Raw genomic sequence first — 17,092 nt, 5'->3', positions numbered from 1 at the left:
AACAGCTACACAAAGTCTTTTAGTGCCGTGCAGGCTGCCCCGCGTACCAGGTTAACAACTCGTCCAGAGCCGCAAGGCCATCAAGCCGCACGCGGGTCTGGGCATCTTTCAGGTCTACCCCTTTGGTTGGCTGACGGGTAGAGCTGCCGCGGTAGGGCTTGTCCAGCACTTCGCAGCCGGTAAACAGTGATACCGGCACGCCAACTGGCTCCAGAATCAGCTCGATGGTTTTGTGGTCGAACCGGCCAGCCAGCAGGTCACCCACCCGCACACCAAACACACGGCCGGCAGCCGTACGGAAATACTGCACCTTGGTGCGCAGCGGTTGATCCAGCGCGGTCAGGCCAAGGCGTGGGGTCAGGGTTTGACGAACATGATCAAGAGCGATGTGTGCTTGCATGGATAAAGCGTCTCCGTGAGAAAATCAGTGATGCATGGCGTGCTTGCGCTTGCAGGGGCGAATGGCACGCAGGTTCTGGTTGCGATAAGTAGTCAGTACCGAGCCATCCGGTTGCACCAGTACGTGCACCCCCTCGGCAGCGCGCAGGTTGATGCCACGCGCGGCAAAGAAGGCCACTTCCTTGCGGCCGATGACACGGAACAGCAAACCACGCGCATGAATGGCACGCCCGTAACGCAATACTTGCTCTACCAGCTCCGGGCGGATGCCGCGCTGTTGCATACGCAGCAAGGCATGCGGCGCAAGGTGGTGGTTGGCTAGGGCTTGCGGTGACGAGGTAATCATGGCGAGGCTCCGTTGGCTGTGTGCCAGTACAACAGCCAGAAATGTGCCAAGCGGCAGCGCCATAACAGAAACAAAAAAATCATTCAGAAACATATAGTTAAAATCAGACACACCGAAAGCACCACACCCTCCACCATAACGCCCAATAAAGAAATTTCTTCCGCCGAAATTTTATTTACCTATAAGCGGGCTATAGCATGAAAAAAGCACCGCCCTCCGCAATCGGAGGGTCGGTGCTTTTTATTGCCCTACAGTCACACGAGCTGGCGCTAATCAGTTAAATGCCAACAGTTACGGCGTCTGACTAATCATCTTCCCACGCCATCACATCCTGATGCTTCTGGTCTACCTTCACCAGCTTCAGATTCTTGATGGTCTTGCTGCTGCCATCCATGTAATCAACTTTCAACGACACTAGCCTTGGCCACTCCACCTCATCGGTGAACCACAAGTTCTCGAATGTGTAACTGCCAAAATCTTCTGGTTCGATAGGGCCAATGCCACGCACACGCTTGACCGCACTACCGCTAAAGCGATCCCGCACCGGGTCATTCACAGCATTGATCCCCACCACCTCGACACGAATGTACTTGATGGTTTTCTTGGTAGGGTTATAAACCCGCAGTTTAAACGCGGTAGCTTCGGTGTACTCGCTTTCGTCGTATACCGAAAAATCCAGCACGCTGACACCGTGCTTGGCTGGGGCATCATAGGCCTTCAGCGCAGCACTCACTCCCAGATGGCGATATAAATTGCTTTCATCCTTTGACGAGGAGAAGTCCTGGGATGCCAGCTGGTCTTCATCAAGCTGGGGCAAGGTTGCTCGCCGCTCATCGGCCACCCACACCGCGCTGCTCTCGACATAAAAACGTTGCTGCCCATAAAAGCCCACCAGATAGTCTTTGGCATCACCATACGCAGGCTTGCAGTGAAAGCTTCCTACCACCACCATCATCATGCGCGGGAACAACGTCTTGCCTTCACCGCCATGGCAAGCACTCATGCTGCGGTAAGCATAGCTATGCTCTTTCACGAAACCGATGGCTGAACTCGTACCATCGCCCGCCATTGCCGCAGGAGAAAGCGTAAAAGCGGACAGAAAGCACAACCACACACCCAAAGAACGAAACCAAAGCCTATTCATACACCAGACCAAATTGATTGAAAAAAGCATGCCATGCCGACATGCCAAAATTAGAAATTAATTAAAAACTAGTAATTCGGAGAAGGCCAGCGGAAAACTACCGCCGCTTACCCAGCGAAGGAAGGCCACCAGAAACCGGCCGACCTTCAATACGGTCAAAATCCGGCCTAACCGTGTTTCGCGATATTTTCAGCTCTGCTGCCCTGAACATCTTTACATAGGCATCAAAAGAAATAGCATCTGTCGCACGTCTGTCGACAAACCTCTTAGCGGTATCAGCCTGACGTGTCGATGGCTTGGCTTTATGGCTGACAAGCTTGATTTGCTCTACCGGCTGCCTGGGCATCGAATAGACATTAATGAAGAAGCCATCATGCCAAAAAGCCAGCTCAATGCAATCAATATTTGAATGACACTTAATGGATAACAACTTGGCTGGCAGCGCCACCTTGATCAGCCCGAGAGCCGGAATCGGAAAGTAAATCTGCCCATCCCGCGAGATCGTCCACCCTTGACTAAACCTGATTGAGATTGCGGTAACCAGCTTGCAACTCCATCGCACCAGCAAGTGGGACATCAGCGCAATGGTTTCGTCAAGATAATTCTTGTTAATCAGGTGATATATCTCGTTTTTATGTTTCAGCAAGAAAAGCTTGGCAGATAGCTCGTCCTGAAAGCTCGCTTTCTCGCGGCAAAAAATAATGAAAATATCGACCAACGGCGAAAAAATGGCGCACAACTTGTCAGACTGCCGACTATCCAGCACAGGCTTAAAAGTATATTTCTCCACACACCACCCCAATCTCATCCTAAAAACAAAATTGATGCTGCCTTGATTTTCTTGTGTCGCTTCTTGCTATACCACCTCGAACAACCCCCAGTTGTTACCGCTATCCCCCTTGCATGGCCTGTTGCAGCCGCCAATCGGCTGCGGCCAACTCTGCTGCGCTAAACAGCTGCCGGTATGGGGCCAGCTGCATAATGTGCTCCAGTGTCAGATCTGCCCGCCCCTTCTGCAAAAGCGACTTCAGCCCGTCCTGCAGCTCGCCGGACTTGATCAGCTTTCTGGCCGTATTTACTGCCCCGATGTCGTTCAGCATTTTCTCGAAGCGCTGCGGGCTATAACCCAGCCCCCGCATTTGCTGGATCGCCTCACGCAGTGCCGTGGCAAATTCTTGCTCGGTTGTCATCTTTATCTCCATGCCATGTAGCTGGCAGCGGCTTACACCTGGTGCTCGACAATATGCTGGCGGCCTTCTGCCACGCGCACGCGGCCGAAGTCGGCCCCCACATAGCCAAATTTCTGCAGATAGTCGCAGCGCAGCTCCGTGTCTTCCCACACCAGCTGCCCTTCATCGTCCAGGCTGAAAACCTGCGCCCGCAGGAAACACTTGCAGTTACCAATGGCAAACTCGAAAACGTTCGCTGCCAACAGGCCGTCCTTCTGGATGGTCTGGCGCTCGATCTGCTTGATGGTTAGCAGCAGCTCCAGCGTGCTTGGCTGCGCCTCGCCTTCGCCGGCCATTTTTTTCAGCTGGTAGGTAAAACAGTCCAGATCTGCAGGCGAAAAATCGCAACCAGCCCGGCGTACAAAGTCCAGGTCGTACTGCGCCTCTGCCAGCAAATACGGATGCGTGTGCATGGCACCCAGCGGCTGATAGCCCAGCGCCTGCGCCAGGTGTGCTTTCAGCTGCTGCGCTTCGGCAGCAGGCGTAACAGAACCGCCTGCCATCTCGGCCGAGGTATCTACCGACACCAGCGCCACATGGTGGTGACGTGTGCGGCTGGTATCTTCGTGGTGGCCATACAGCGAGGCATGCATTTCCAGGCCATTGCGTTTCTTGTTGCCGTGGTTCACAACAAAGGCCTCGAAACCGTTCAGCAGAATCTGGCTGATAGCGTCTTTGGCAATATGCACGTAATGCTTCATGGCGGTTCACTCCCTGAAATGGGCCACCCGGGCAGCACCCTGCCACGCCGGGCAACATGGCCAACCGGTAACAGCGCCATCTCACGCACCGTTACCTGCGGGCCGTTATAGTCAATACAGATTTAACCACATATCTATTTTGCCCGCATGTCATTGCTCAAGTTTGCAGCATGGCTTTGCAGGCAAGCGCAAGCTGCCAATTGCTGCGTCAAAGGGATAGTCATTTGGGTGACAAGGTTGGCCGCTATACGCCAGCTTTGCGGCCAACCTTGGGGGGCTAACCGTGGGGCGGTACGGGCTTGGTACAGGCTAGCGCGCCGCTAGCCGGATACGCTGCCAGCAAGCTACAAAGCGGCGTTTGCAGGTAATCCGCCAGCCACGCGGGTGGGGCGTCGGGGAATACTTCGCCTAGCTCAAGGTTGGCCGCATCCATGTGGCGAGCCACCGCTTCTTCCCACTGTGTCAGCCAGTGCGCTATCCCGGCAGCATTTTGCCCAGCGGGATCCGCCGCATCGCCAAACCATGCCCACTCGCTGCCAAGCACCACGCACCGGATATCGATACCCTGCGGCAAGGCAGCCAGGCCGAGGGCGGCCAGCCAGCGAGCATAGCTACGCTGGCAGCTTAGCTCGTCGGTCCAGATGGTAACGAAGACCGGCTGCGGCGTACGCCCCGCCTGCGCCAACAGCCTCAGGAATTCGGCGTGGGCACGGGCAAACTGCCCGCCGCGCCAGTAGGCAGCGTTACGGCACAGGTGTAAATGCCAGGTGATCTGGCTGACGCCGCACGCCTTCATTCCGCCTCATCCATCCCCAATTCCCGCTCAATCTCTTCGATGCTGGGCAAGCTGGTTTTCAGGGTATCGGGCAGCGTTTCCAGTAGCTGATATTCCGCCACGCCCATCGGGCTCTGGATACCGCGCAGGGCGTACTCGGCCACCAGGCGGTTTTTCTGCTTGCACAGCAGCAGGCCGATGGTGGGTTTGTCGTCCTCGGCTTTCAGCTGCTCGTCGACGGCCGCGAGGTTAAAATTGAGCTGGCCGGCGTGCTCGGGCTTGAATGCCGTCGCTTTCAGCTCCACCACCACATAGCACTTCAGGCGCGTGTGATAGAACAGCAGATCGATAAAGAACTCATCGCCCGCCACTTCCAGCCGGTATTGCCGGCCGATAAAGGCAAAACCCGCGCCAAGCTCCAGCAGAAAACGGGTGATATGGCGGATCAGCCCCGCTTCGATCTCCCGTTCATGCGCCTCATCGCCCAAGCCGAGGAAATCGAACAGGTACGGATCTTTCAGCGTTTCGTTTGCCAGCGCCGAGTCGGTGGCAGGCAAACGGGTGACAAAGTTGGTGGTCGCCGCACCTTGCCGCTGCTGCAGGCGGTTTTTGATATTCAGCTCCAGCGTGCTGCGCGACCAGCCTTGCGCCACGGCTTGCGTGGCGTACCACTCGCGTTCGGCAGGGTCGGCCAGTTTGGTCAGCAGCGTCACAATATGGAACCACGGCAATTGGGCAGCAAGCTGCTGCCCAAATTAGCCATCGGGGCAGTGCTCGGCGAAATACGCCATGTATTTCAGATTGCGCGCCGAAAACCCGCGCATCTCGGGAAAGGCGGCCTTCAGGTCATCCGCCAGCCGGCTAATCACCTTCGCGCCCCAGCCTTGCGCCGCTTGCCGCGCCAGAATATCGCGGCCAATCTGGCCGTACAGCAGCACCAGCTCGCGGTTTACAGCCAGCGCCGCGTGTTGTTGCGCGGCGGCGATGCGGGTTTTCAGTTCGGACAGCCACGGGGCGTAGTCGGCGGGCAGATCAGGGCGGAGCATAAATATCCTTCACAGGGGCCGTGCCCTGCAGCCATTTATCAAGTGAACAGGCCTTGCGGCCAACCTTGGCGCGGTGAACGTTGGGCTGCGCAGATTTAATCCAGGTTACCGTGTTGAAATGACTGGGACAATTGATCATGGAGTTCGCTACCCCTCTGGTAACGCTTCAGCAATCTCTCCGTAGAGCTTACAACCTTTGCAAAATGACGTTGCACATCGATAGGGGGAAGGCACACTTCCAATTGCTTAAGAGCAAAAATCTTTAACTCGGCGAATGTAGTACCGGAAGCAATTTTCGAGTACTCACTTGCAAAAAGTAACTTTAAAAACCACCGCAGGTATAAGCTATCTACATTCGAGCCACTCACTTTAATCCAAAGTACGCGAGCATCCTTGAAATAGAATTTCTCTTCAGTATCAACGACATAAATTCTACCATCCGGGCAAATTGATGGCAGTAGTAAATCCCCCATCTGAGGAACACCCACCTCAGACTTCAGTCGTGCGTAATGTTCTTCTGCAATAAAAAGAGTTGGATCAACTCTTCTCCGATCACCAAGCTGCCCAATCTCTGTACCACGATAAAACGGGACACCAGCATCCTTAAGCTCTTCAAGGAAAACACGTTTACTTGACCCAACATCACAAATTGAATCTAAGCGTACTTTTATTAATTCCTTCGGGTTGGTGACGGGGTCGCCGAACATGTCGAGGAAGGTGGCGCGCAGGAAGTCGTCAGCGAGGGCGATGGCTTGGGCGCGTTTGCGGCGCAGGCTGTCGGCCTTATCGAGAATGGCTGCGATGCGTTTTTGTTCTTCGAGGGAGGGGAGACTAACCTCGATCCCACGGATATCTTTCACTGAAAGATGCTTCACGGTCACAAAAGACGTTACATCTTCAATGGCTTTGAGTTGACGAGGTAAGAAATGGAGAAGATAGCGCCGATCTAGCCTAGTCTCATCAGGTACTATTTTACACACTCGCTGATTTAGTAGTGAATTAATGCCAGTCCACTCAGCAGAGTTAAACTCTCCATCCATGCCAACAAGAATATCTCCTTTGGTTACCAGATATTTAGGATCAAAATCACCCGTATAAAATGTCTCAGAATAGCCACGCAACACATCGCGAATACGAATCAGTGGAACGCCGCTATCAGAAGAGAACATTTCTGACTTAAATGCGAATCCAGAGATGACCTCAACTAAATCACCAAGCAACATTTTCATCCCAGCATCCCCTCCAGTTCATGCAGCTCGCGCTGGATATCAGCTTCCAGCGCCATCAGCCGCTTCAGGATCTCGCGCGGGTCTTCGTGCTGTTCGGCCTCGTACACCTGCTGTTTGTAGCGGTTAATCGACAGGTCGTAGTTCTGCGCGACCAGATCGGCTTTGGGTACGCCGAAGGCTTGTTGGGTGCGGTCGCTCCAATCGCCCTCACCCCCGCCCTCTCCCCGAGGGAGAGGGGGCAGACGGTCACACCAGCGCCGGTATTGCGCCAGGATGTCGGGGATATCGTTGTCTTTCACCGGCTGGCGCTTGTCGTCCAGCGAGTAGCCGTCGGCGTGCATGTCGTAGAAGAACACCTCGTCGGTGCTGCCGCCCTTGCTGAAGATGATGATGGCGGTGGACACGCCGGCGTAGGGTTTGAACACGCCGCTGGGCAGCGAAATCACCGCTTCCAGCTGGTGGTCTTCTACCAGGTGCTTTCGTAGCTGTACGTGGGCTTTGGACGAGCCGAACAGCACGCCGTCCGGCACGATGGTGGCGGAGCGGCCGCCGGTTTTGAGCATGCGCAGGATCAGGCCGATGAACAGCAGCTCGGTTTTTTTGGTTTTCACCACGCGCAGGATGTCGGGCGATACGTCTTGCTCGTCCAGGCTGCCCTTGAACGGCGGGTTGGCCAGGATCAGGTCGAAGCTGTTGCTGGCGGCCTGCGGGCGTTTTTCGGCAAAGCCCTGGCTGAGCGTGTCCTGATAGTGGATGTCGGGCGCGGCGACGCCGTGCATGACCAGGTTCATACTGGCGATGCGCAGCATGGTGGCGTCGAAATCGAAGCCGTGGAACATGTCGTTGTCGATATGCTGGCGGTAGTCGCCCAGCAGGTCGCCGGAGTACAGGGTGGCGGTTTCGGTATCGCCCTTGTCGTTGACGTAGGTTTCGGTATGCGTACCGGCGGCGCTGGTATGGTTGCGCAGCAGGTAGTCGTAGCTTTCCACCAGAAAGCCACCGGTGCCGCAGGACGGGTCGCAGATGCGGTCGGTGGGCTGCGGCTGCATCAGCTCCACCATCAGGCGGATGATGTGGCGCGGGGTACGGAACTGGCCGTTGATGCCGGCGGTGGTGAGCTTGCCCAGCAGGTATTCGTACAGGTCGCCCTTGGTGTCGCCCTGCTCCAGCGGCAGGTTGTGCACGGCCTCTACCGCCTTGGCCAGCAGCGTGGCCTTCTGGATCATCAGCTGGGCGTCTTTCATGAAGTCGGCAAACAGGCTGGCTTCGCTACCGGAGCGTTCGGCCAGTGCACGAAAGTGGCGGAATACACGGTCGCGCACGTGCGGCAGCATGTCCTCGGCGCCGTAGTGGCGCCAGGTTTCCCAGCGGCAGTCTTGCTCGTCGTCGTTGAAACGGCGGTTGAACGGCCGGCCGGTAAGCTGGCTGCGGCGCTCGTCTTTGCGCTCTTCCATATCCAGCAGGCGGGCGTACATCAGGAAGGTAATCTGCTCGATAACGGTGAGCGGGTTGGTAATGCCGCCGGTCCAGAAGTCGGTCCAGAGGCTGTCGATCTTGTTTTTGAGTTCGCCGGTGATCATGGTGTTTCTTTCTTCTGCATTTGCAGGGCGACAATGCTGCGCTGCGCCAGTTTATAAATGCCGTTACGCGTGGTGGTTTTGCTTTTGGCGCGTACGCCATAGCCCAGATCACGCACATAACGCAGCACCTCGTGCTCGTCTTGCAGCTCGATGCAGTCGGCCAAGGTATTGCCCTGCAAGGAGACGCGATAGGCCACCACACCGGTGGTGTTGTTCTTCATTCTGGCGGGGTAAAGGATGTCACCCGATGTGTGAACAAGGCTGAACAGATGGTCTGTACTGGTTGGTTTCATGCTTGCTGTTTTCACGGTGCGGTAGACAACGGCGAGCGTGGCGGCTCGCCAAAGCTGCGAATGATACCAGCCAGCTCTTCAAACTGGTCCTGGCGCGGGAAAATGCCGCCCATACCCTCGCCGTGGATGCTGGTGAACGGTGCTTCAAACAGGGCATCCAGCCGGATGCTGCCGGCTTTGCAGATCTGATCTTTGAGCATGCCCAGAAAACGTAGCTGCTGGCTGTCCAGCCGGTGCTTGCCTGCAAAGGCGGCAAAGCGCCCCTCCACGGCACAGGCGTCCAGGCCGACAATGCTGCGCAGGATGTCGGCTAGCGGGGCGGCGGTATCGGCATAGAATTCGCGCAGCACGTTCAGGTCTACGTCGGGGTGGCTGGTATGAATCAGGCTGTTGAGCTGCGCCAGCTCGGCGTCGCTTACCGGCTGGCCGTCGCGGATTTTCTGCAGCACCGGGTTGCTGTCGAACAGCGGGCGCAGCGCGGCTTCGACACTGTGGCGGTAGATGGTGGCGTCTACCGAACGGATGCGGGTCTGGCGCACTTCCACACGGTATTCACTGATGTCTTCGGCAATGTCGACGTAAGACGGGCCGTTGCCGGGTGCTGCTTGCGGGCGCTCGGCCAGGTGTACCAGCTCGCGCAACGCCAGACGGCTGGCCTCCAGCGCGGCAAAGTCTGGCTGCTGCCAGTAGGCGTCTTGCTTGATGGCTTTCAGGTCTGCGGCCTTGGCACGCACGGCATTGAGGTTGGGCGGCAGGCGTTCCAGCCAGTCCAGGATATCGGCACGGTACGGGTTGGGCTGCGACGGCTGGGTAAGGGCGGCCTGCTGGGCGCTGGCTAGCAGGATGTCCCAGCGCAGGGCATCGCCTTCGCCACGTACATCCAGCGCATTCAGCAGCGGGGCCACGGTATCGGCCAGCAGCTGCGCGGTGGCCGGCGCAAAGGCATCCACGTTGGCCGCATCACGGGCTTGCTGCACGGCTTGCCAGTTGTCGCGCACGGCGATGGTACGGTCGTTCAGTGCGCGGGCGTCGGCTAGCAGCAGGTCGCGCACGCTGGCAAAGGCGTCTGTCTCGTGGGCATGCAAGGCTGTTCGGGCCAGTGCCAGCCGCGCTTCGTAACGGCGCTGCGCCAGCGATTTGGGGACTTTGGGCTCGGCTTCCGGCGGGTCCATCTCGTGGTAGGCAAAATTGTTCCAGTGATCAAAAATCAGGAACTCCTGTTTGTGGTGGCCCTTGCCAAACAGGTCGGGGCACAGACGGGTGCCGCGGCCTATCATCTGCCAGAACTTCACCTTGGACTTCACCGGTTTGGCGAACACCAGGTTGACGACCTCGGGCACGTCGATGCCGGTGTCCAGCATGTCCACCGAAATGGCGATACGCAGGGCATCGTTCCTGCAATTGTCGCCGCCCTTGAAGTCGTCGATCAGTTGCTCGGCACGAGGTTCGTCAGAGTGGATCACCGCACAGAACTTGCCGCCAAACTGCGGGTACATCTCGTCGAACAGCTCGGCCAGCAAGCGGGCGTGCTCGATATTGCGGGCAAACACAATGCTCTTGCCAGGCAGCTGGCGGTCGGCATCGCGAATGCCGTTTTCCATCAGGTTGCGCAGGATGACGCGGTTGGTGTCCTTGTTGTACACCGCCTGGTTGATGTCTTCGCCATCGAACTCCAGCTCGTTAGGGTCCACTCCCTGCTCTTCCAGGGCGGCGATCTGCTCGTCGCTCAGGTCGCGGCCTTTGATGCCGTCGCGCATGAACTTGGTGGTGTGGGTAACCACGCGAAACGGCACCAGGTTGCCGTCGCGCACGGCGTCTTCCAGTGTGTAGTTGGCCGTGGGCGTCTTGTAATCGCAGCCAAACAGGCGGCAGGTGCTGCGGCTGACCATTTCTACCGGCGTGGCAGTCAGGCCTACCTGCAGCGCATCAAAGTAACTGAAGATGTCGCCGTACTGGTTGTAGATGGAGCGGTGCGACTCGTCGGCGATGATGAGATCGAAGAAGCCGATGTCAAAGTCTTCGTACTGGTTGATCAGCCCTTGATAGATACCGATGTAAATACGGGCATCCTGTTTGGTCACTTCGTTTTGCTGGCCGAAAACGTAAATGGGCTCACGCAGGTAGTCGTTGAATACCTTGCGCGCCTGCTTGCGCAACTCCTTGCGGTCGCACAGGAACAGGATGCGCTTGGCCCAGCGGGCCTCGATCATCAGTTTGCTGAGGGCAATGGCAACACGGGTCTTGCCGGTACCGGTAGCCTGCACGATCAGCACCTTGCGGTGCTTGCTGGCAAAGCGCTCTTTGACGCGGGTAAGGGTTTCCAGCTGGTACAGACGGCCGGCAATCTTGGCATCCGGCTGAACCTGCAGCAGGTCCTGACGATGGGCACGCTGAAAGCCGATGCGGTACTGCAGGGTGTCTTTGCTGTAAAAGCCGTACACCTTGCGCGGCGGGTAGCCCATGGCATCGTCCCACACCCAGATTTCATGGCCATTGGTAAAGAAAATCATCGGCCGCTGGCCGTGCATTTTTTCCAGGCCGTCGGCGTAGTCTTTGGCTTGCGCCTGGCCAGCACGCGCGTCTACAGTTGTGCGCTTGGCTTCTACCACTGCCAGCGGCTTGCCGTTGTCGTCCCACAGCACATAGTCGGCTTTGCCTTTGCCGGACGGGGTAGCCAGGTGCAGTACTTCCACCTCCTGCCCTACGGCTGCATTGCTGCGGCCGCTAGGCGATACTTTCCAGCCAGCCAGGGCCAGGTCGCGGTCTATCAGGTATTGGCGGGTGTGGTCTTCGGAGAAGCGCAGTTGATCTACTGCTATGGCCGTGGCGCGGGCGACAGCTGCGATCTCGGCATCCGGCACAGGCTGGTTGGCAGCATTGATCGCGTCGCGCATGGCTTTTTCGGATGCACGCAGGGCTTCCAGCTCGGCCAGCATGGCTTTGATCTTTTCTTCCTTGGCAGCGTTTTCTGCGGCCAGGCGCTTTTTCTCGCGTTTGATCTCGGCTTTGGAGTCGATGCCGCCATCTGGCGGCTCCTGGAATGCGCCAAAATCGTCGGCTTTGCCGCCAATCACCGCCACGTGCAACCAGCGGCCAACCTGCCAGGCTTCGTGCAGTGCGCGGTTGGCGTCTAGCGGGCGAATGGCTTCGCCGTGCGCGGCACTGTTGCCGAGCTTGCGCAGCAGGTGAAATTTTTCCAGCACCAGCCGGTCTGCCAGCATGGCGAAACCGGCGTTATTCAACAGATCAACAAACTTGGATTGGGGTGCTTGCGGCAAACGCATGCGGGTGTACACGTGGTCGACAATGCGCTCGGCGAAGCTGCGCAGTTTGACCAGGGCGCTTTCAGGGTCGCTATGCAGGTAGTGCTCGGCATGCGCGGCCAGGTCGGCCAGCTCGGGGTAGCTGGCGCGCAACGGTTCAAAATTGAGTGACGGCAGGTTTTGCATCCACATGTCTGGCATCTCGCTGATCGTATTGCCCTGATCAATGCGAGAAGCGTGCCAGCCTCCTTGACTAGTCTTGTTCGCCCGTTTCCAGGCCCAGTTTGTCTATCCAGTTGTTGAGTGTCTGGTAATGGTTCATGCCCAGCAGATCGGCCGCCAGCCGCTTCTTGCCACCTGCTTGCTGCATGGCGCGGGCAAGATAGTGGGCTTTCACTTCGGCCAAAACCGATTCAATATCAAAGCCTTGCCCCAGCTGCCTGCCCAGAATGCCATCCCCCTTAGCACCCATTTGCATGATATTTTCTTCGATGTCCTGGGCTTGTAACACGCCTTGCCTGGCCCAGATGCTGGCACGCAGCAGGGTGTGATAGAGCTCGCGCACGTTACCGGGCCAAGTGTGGGCTTGCAGAATTTTCATGGCATCTGCAGAAATTTCTTTATGCTGCCATTCGGGCGAAGACGCCGCATCCTGGTTGATAACGGCCATGAAATGGGCCACCAGCAGCGGTATGTCTTCCCTGCGCTCCCTCAGGGCCGGCAGGCGCAACACCCCAACGGCCAAGCGGTGGAACAGGTCTTCCCGGAAGCGCCCTGCCTGTACGTCAGCTAGCAGATTGCGATGGGTCGCCGCGACAATGCGGACATCCAGCTGCACAGGCTCTGACTCTCCCAGCGGGGTGACTTCACCTTGCTGGATGGCGCGCAACAGCCGCACCTGGGCATCCAGCGGCAAGTCGCCTATTTCATCCAGAAACAGGGTGCCGCCTTGAGCCATGCGAAAGTGGCCGAGCCGGTCACGATCCGACCCGGTAAACGCCCCTTTCTTGTGACCAAACAGCTCTGAATTGACCAGTTCTTTCGGGATGGCACCGCAGTTAACCGCTACATACGGCCCTTGGCGGCCACTGGCGTCGTGTATGGCCCTGGCAAACAGTTCTTTGCCGGTACCGCTTTCCCCCAGAATCAGCACGGGTACTTTATGCACGGCTACCCTGTGTGCACGCTGGATCTGCTCCTGCACCTGTGCAGATGCATGCACGATAGAGGCAAAAGCCGGGTTGTTCGCCTCTGGCGCGGCCAACAAACGCCCTACGCGCTCGTCACTGCGCTGCAGGTACTCGGGCAAGAAATCACCGGCCAGGTCAAAACCGATGTCAACATCCTGCACTCCTGCAGCATGTTTGCTGGTCTGAATCAGGCGTGCCGGGAAGCGGGTTTTGGCCAGCACCACCCAGATAGTCGCCATGGCTGGCGTACCTGGGCTGAGGTGGAAGGCAAGCTCAACTTGCTCTGACGGCAGACGCAGCGCCTTGAGCTCGGCAGTGACTTGGCGGTAAATGTCGGTGTGGTCAATCGGGCTGCTCAGATCAACCTGGTACAAATCGATACGCGGGTGGCCGGTACGCGCCTCCAGCCAGTCGCAGTAAGGGGCACTGCGTTGGTGACCATAGTTGGTCAGCAAGCACACCCTGTCGAATTGCTCGCACTGCAGGGCTGACGCGATCGGCCCCGGCTCATCCTGCAGCTTACCCTCTGCAGCTTTGTGGTCGGTATCGCCAACCCATGAAATCAACCATTTTTCCATAGGCATATCATAACGCCGCAAACTGTCCTTTATGGATAATTTTGCAGGGTTTGAGCGCCGTCTCGGATCAGAGCATTCTTGCCAAACTCATAGGTTATTCCCAAGAAACATACTTACCACTGAATGGCCACGGCTCCTGTAGGCAAGCCCCCCATCACTTTCACATGCAAGAGTATCCATGAAGCCACAGGGTGAAACGGGTAATCCGCACCTTGAAAGAACAGTGCGCACACCGCCACTGCTTTGAAAGGCTAACGCACGTGAGCCCCAAGTGGGTACGTAACAAAAAAACCTCCCGCGTTGGAAGGCTTTCTTCATGCAACAGTATCTCTGTCAGACGTACTGAAGGTTCTTAAGGGCGTCTGGATTTTGCACTGCAATTTGCAGCAGTGTCCGTGCCGCACCGGTAGGTTCACGACGCCCCTGCTCCCACTCCTGCAGAGTACGCTTGCTCACATGCAACAAGAGGGCAAAGTCAGCCTGGGAAACCCCAACCTTGGCCCTGGCAGTAGCCGCAAGGGTAGCCTCTACTTCGGTCTTGCGCGTGGCCTGCCCGGCCTTCATGGCACGAACCGATTCCAGCAGCTCGGCACCAAGATCACGCTGTGCATCACGTTGGGCCAGTTCACTTTCAGTCAGCATCGATCGTCTCCTTTATCGCTTTCAGTATGTGGGCAGGGATATTTTCTTTCACACTCTTGCCGTAGATGGTCAGCCGCCAAATGATGACATCATCAAGCAAGTTGTAATAAATTACCCGTGCACCACCGCGCTTGCCTTGGCCAAACAATTGTACTCGCCCCCCAGAACGGAGTATGGAGCCCCCGGCGAGGGAGTTGTTGGCAAACCATGCGCAGAACTCGCCCCGCTCCTTCTCGGTCCAGCAATCCGGTAAATATGGGTTTTATCACAATCTCGATCGAAGCCAGACAGTACGTCAATGACGTACTGTCTCTTAAGCTGTTTTCACATTAAGCGCATAAATGCCCGACAAAGCGCCTCACTCCGCCTGCACAGTACTCGCTTCGAAATTGGCAGATGCATCCATGCACTTGTAGTACCTGCAAGCAGCATTAATGAGAGCCTTACAGGACGGTCGCTATACCTATAACGGGCCACCAGCCATCGCCTGCTAACCGATTAGCCTTCTTACAAAAAAATATACCACTCCCCACCCGTCGCCTACTGGCGCTGGATGGGAAATGCTGCATAGCCATACCCCCTCATCTATTTAGCTTTGGCTCCCTGTAAATGATCTGTATCTTGATGCACCACCACGCCAGACTGGCCATGGCGATGCATCGCTAAATCCCGGCAAGCTCATGCCATGCTAAGCACCTAGCCACTTAGCTAGCCGGCCAAGCACTGCCGTTTTGACCACCCGCCAGGCGTTGCCTACTACCCGCTTGGCGGTGTCTTTGATGGCTTGCCATAGCCCGGTGCCGGTTTGCCGCCAAGTGTCGACGCTAATGTGCTCGTCGCGGGTTTCACGTACAAAGCCCCACTTTTTTTCGTTCGGCAGCGTCAGCACGATGCGCTCTACCAGGGTGGCCAGGCCGTACTGGCTTTCTGCCGAGGTAGCCACCAGTTGGTGCTCGCCAATACGAAACAACGCCATCAGCTGGGCACGTTTGGCTTGCAGATTGAGCTGCTGCTGTGCGCCGGGCTGACCGGTTTGCCAGTTCCAGTCGCGGCTGGGCTGTAGCTTGTCTACCTGGCTGATCACAAACAGGATGGGTGTGCCGCTTTGCCATGTGGCGGGTAGCACCACATCACGATAGAAGCGTTCGTCGATCGCCAAGGCGCGATCGTCGGCTTTGATCACCCACAGCACCAGGTCCAGCTGCGGCAGGTGGCGTTGGTATAGCTCGCGGTACTGTTCGTCACGCTGTTGGCTTTCCCCTACCCCGGGCATGTCCAGCAGGGTAATGCCGCGTTCTTGCTGCTGGCTGAGGCTGATGGCTTGCGGGATGCGGGTGCAGGGGTCGACATCGCTGGTAGGCGCGATGTCCTGGCCGAACAGCGCATTGCACAACGACGATTTGCCGACACCTGTCTTGCCCATCACGCCAACTACAGCGCGGTAGTGAATCAGCTTGTTAATCTGCTGCTGCAGGATGTCGCGCTGGCTTTGGGTCAGCAGTAGCGACGGGTCTTGCACCCATTCCTGTATCAGGGTGAAGAACTGGCGCAGATGGTCTCGGTTATCAAACTGCATGATGAAGACTCCTTCAATGCCAAACGCCACCCGGCTGGGTGGCGTTGTGGTGGGGTGGATCGGGTTTATGCGGCGCGATGCTTACCCAGCTGCGGAGTAAGCCTGACGGCCCGGCTGGGCGGTGGCGACGGGGTATCGGTCTCGGTTGCGGGCTCTGGCGGGTAGAACTCTTCCAGCACGTGCACGCTGTCTTCTTCGGTCTCCTCAAACTGGCCATTCCCCAGCAGCTGCAAGGCGGCGGCTTCTAGCTGGGCTCGATCCAGGCCTGCGGCGAATGCATCGGCGGCATCCGCGCGGGCTTGGGCGACCACAGCATTGAGGTCTGCCTCGTCACGCAAGGTCAGGTCGACGTAATACACCGGGGTGCGATACGACTGCGTGGTGGATTTGGCACGCAGGCGCAGCATCAGCGGCAAATAGTGGGTGAGCCCACCGCTGAGTGCTTCGAAGTAACGCAGCCTAGCGGCCAAGGTGCGCACCGAGTTGTAGCCGGTAGTGCGGAAGATGAAGGTGCCGAGCGCGTCCTGTTGCCCGTCTACCTGCACGTTCAGCCTGCCGTACAGTTTGCAGCCCACTTCTTTGGCGTATAGGCAACGGTCTGGCCCGGTGCACTTCACGTCTTCGGGACCTTCTTTGCGGTACAGCTTGGCGCTTTCGCCGTTGCCCACGCACAGCGGGCGGCCGGTGGCGCGATCGAAGGCGCAATATTCGGCACGCAGGTTCAGCTCGCTGCTGTTGAACAAGGTGCGTACCGGAATGGCGCGGATCTTGCCGTTGTTGGCTTGGTCGGCCAACGGTTGGTGCAACGGGTGCAGCAGCCAGCCGTCACGGTTTTGTACCTGGGTGGTGAGGGTGAAGCTGTCGTCTTTCTCCGGCAGCCACTTGTCGTTCTTTTGAACCAGCTTGCCAATGCTGATGCGCCCGATCACGGGCGGGGTGATGGCGAGGCCTTTGATCATACTGCGCTCCTTGCAGTGTGAATGAGAAAGCGCCGGCTCCCTTCGACGGTTTTGCTGTATTGCGGCAGCAGGTCGGGGAAATCGGCACTGAGTTTGTCCAGGTCGGGGCTGGTGCGGTCTTTGGTTTTCTTCCAGCTGACTT

General features: G+C 57.5%; 16 protein-coding genes and 1 pseudogene. All 17 read right to left on the bottom strand.

Annotated features, from left to right (window positions below; translation table 11 throughout):
• Positions 1-19 precede the first annotated feature (19 nt).
• Entirely contained in the window at positions 20-400 is a 381-nt protein-coding gene (locus ACZ9XP_RS17450; RefSeq protein ID WP_465188908.1) for a hypothetical protein, read from the bottom strand.
• Positions 401-424: 24 nt separating this feature from the next.
• On the bottom strand, positions 425-745 hold the full coding sequence (locus ACZ9XP_RS17445) for a DUF4258 domain-containing protein (protein ID WP_465188907.1): 321 nt from the start codon (positions 743-745) through the stop codon (positions 425-427).
• A 304-nt stretch (positions 746-1,049) separates the two neighbouring features.
• The gene (locus tag ACZ9XP_RS17440) at positions 1,050-1,889 is read right to left on the bottom strand and encodes a hypothetical protein (RefSeq protein ID WP_465188906.1); all 840 of its coding nucleotides are present in this window, start codon (positions 1,887-1,889) and stop codon (positions 1,050-1,052) included.
• A 97-nt stretch (positions 1,890-1,986) separates the two neighbouring features.
• Entirely contained in the window at positions 1,987-2,679 is a 693-nt protein-coding gene (locus tag ACZ9XP_RS17435; RefSeq protein ID WP_465188905.1) for a hypothetical protein, read from the bottom strand.
• A gap of 100 nt (positions 2,680-2,779) precedes the next feature.
• Positions 2,780-3,079, bottom strand: coding sequence for a hypothetical protein (locus ACZ9XP_RS17430; RefSeq protein WP_465188904.1), 300 nt, complete (start codon positions 3,077-3,079; stop codon positions 2,780-2,782).
• 32 nt (positions 3,080-3,111) lie between these two features.
• Positions 3,112-3,819: a hypothetical protein gene (locus ACZ9XP_RS17425; RefSeq protein WP_465188903.1), complete on the bottom strand. Its 708-nt coding sequence runs from the start codon at positions 3,817-3,819 to the stop codon at positions 3,112-3,114.
• Positions 3,820-4,096: 277 nt separating this feature from the next.
• Positions 4,097-4,615 carry a hypothetical protein gene (locus ACZ9XP_RS17420; RefSeq protein WP_465188902.1) on the bottom strand — a complete coding sequence of 173 codons (519 nt, stop codon included), beginning with the start codon at positions 4,613-4,615 and terminating at the stop codon, positions 4,097-4,099.
• The gene (locus tag ACZ9XP_RS17415) at positions 4,612-5,151 is read right to left on the bottom strand and encodes a PDDEXK nuclease domain-containing protein (protein WP_465188911.1); all 540 of its coding nucleotides are present in this window, start codon (positions 5,149-5,151) and stop codon (positions 4,612-4,614) included. The genes ACZ9XP_RS17420 and ACZ9XP_RS17415 overlap by 4 nt, the downstream gene beginning before the upstream one ends.
• 45 nt (positions 5,152-5,196) lie before the next feature.
• A pseudogene (locus ACZ9XP_RS17410) lies at positions 5,197-5,640 on the bottom strand (DUF1016 N-terminal domain-containing protein); the annotation flags it as partial.
• A 95-nt stretch (positions 5,641-5,735) separates the two neighbouring features.
• Positions 5,736-6,869 (bottom strand): restriction endonuclease subunit S, encoded by a 1,134-nt coding sequence (locus ACZ9XP_RS17405; RefSeq protein ID WP_465188901.1) that lies wholly within the window; start codon positions 6,867-6,869, stop codon positions 5,736-5,738.
• Positions 6,866-8,449 (bottom strand): type I restriction-modification system subunit M, encoded by a 1,584-nt coding sequence (locus ACZ9XP_RS17400; RefSeq protein ID WP_465188900.1) that lies wholly within the window; start codon positions 8,447-8,449, stop codon positions 6,866-6,868. Before ACZ9XP_RS17400 ends, ACZ9XP_RS17405 begins: the two co-directional genes overlap by 4 nt.
• Positions 8,446-8,742, bottom strand: coding sequence for a hypothetical protein (locus tag ACZ9XP_RS17395; RefSeq protein ID WP_465188899.1), 297 nt, complete (start codon positions 8,740-8,742; stop codon positions 8,446-8,448). The genes ACZ9XP_RS17400 and ACZ9XP_RS17395 overlap by 4 nt, the downstream gene beginning before the upstream one ends.
• An 11-nt stretch (positions 8,743-8,753) precedes the next feature.
• A complete protein-coding gene (locus ACZ9XP_RS17390) occupies positions 8,754-12,197 on the bottom strand; it encodes a type I restriction endonuclease subunit R (protein ID WP_465188898.1) in 3,444 nt (1,147 codons plus the stop codon).
• A gap of 61 nt (positions 12,198-12,258) precedes the next feature.
• Positions 12,259-13,773, bottom strand: coding sequence for an RNA repair transcriptional activator RtcR family protein (locus ACZ9XP_RS17385; RefSeq protein WP_465188897.1), 1,515 nt, complete (start codon positions 13,771-13,773; stop codon positions 12,259-12,261).
• Between the two features lie 333 nt (positions 13,774-14,106).
• The gene (locus ACZ9XP_RS17380) at positions 14,107-14,415 is read right to left on the bottom strand and encodes a helix-turn-helix domain-containing protein (RefSeq protein ID WP_465188896.1); all 309 of its coding nucleotides are present in this window, start codon (positions 14,413-14,415) and stop codon (positions 14,107-14,109) included.
• 688 nt (positions 14,416-15,103) lie between these two features.
• A complete protein-coding gene (locus tag ACZ9XP_RS17375) occupies positions 15,104-15,991 on the bottom strand; it encodes a GTPase family protein (protein WP_465188895.1) in 888 nt (295 codons plus the stop codon).
• 65 nt (positions 15,992-16,056) lie between these two features.
• A complete protein-coding gene (locus ACZ9XP_RS17370) occupies positions 16,057-16,950 on the bottom strand; it encodes a recombination directionality factor (RefSeq protein ID WP_465188894.1) in 894 nt (297 codons plus the stop codon).
• Positions 16,951-17,092: the final 142 nt, after the last annotated feature.

The sequence above is a fragment of the Vogesella perlucida genome (genome assembly GCF_979366545.1).
This window is presented reverse-complemented; position numbering and strand designations above follow the sequence as displayed.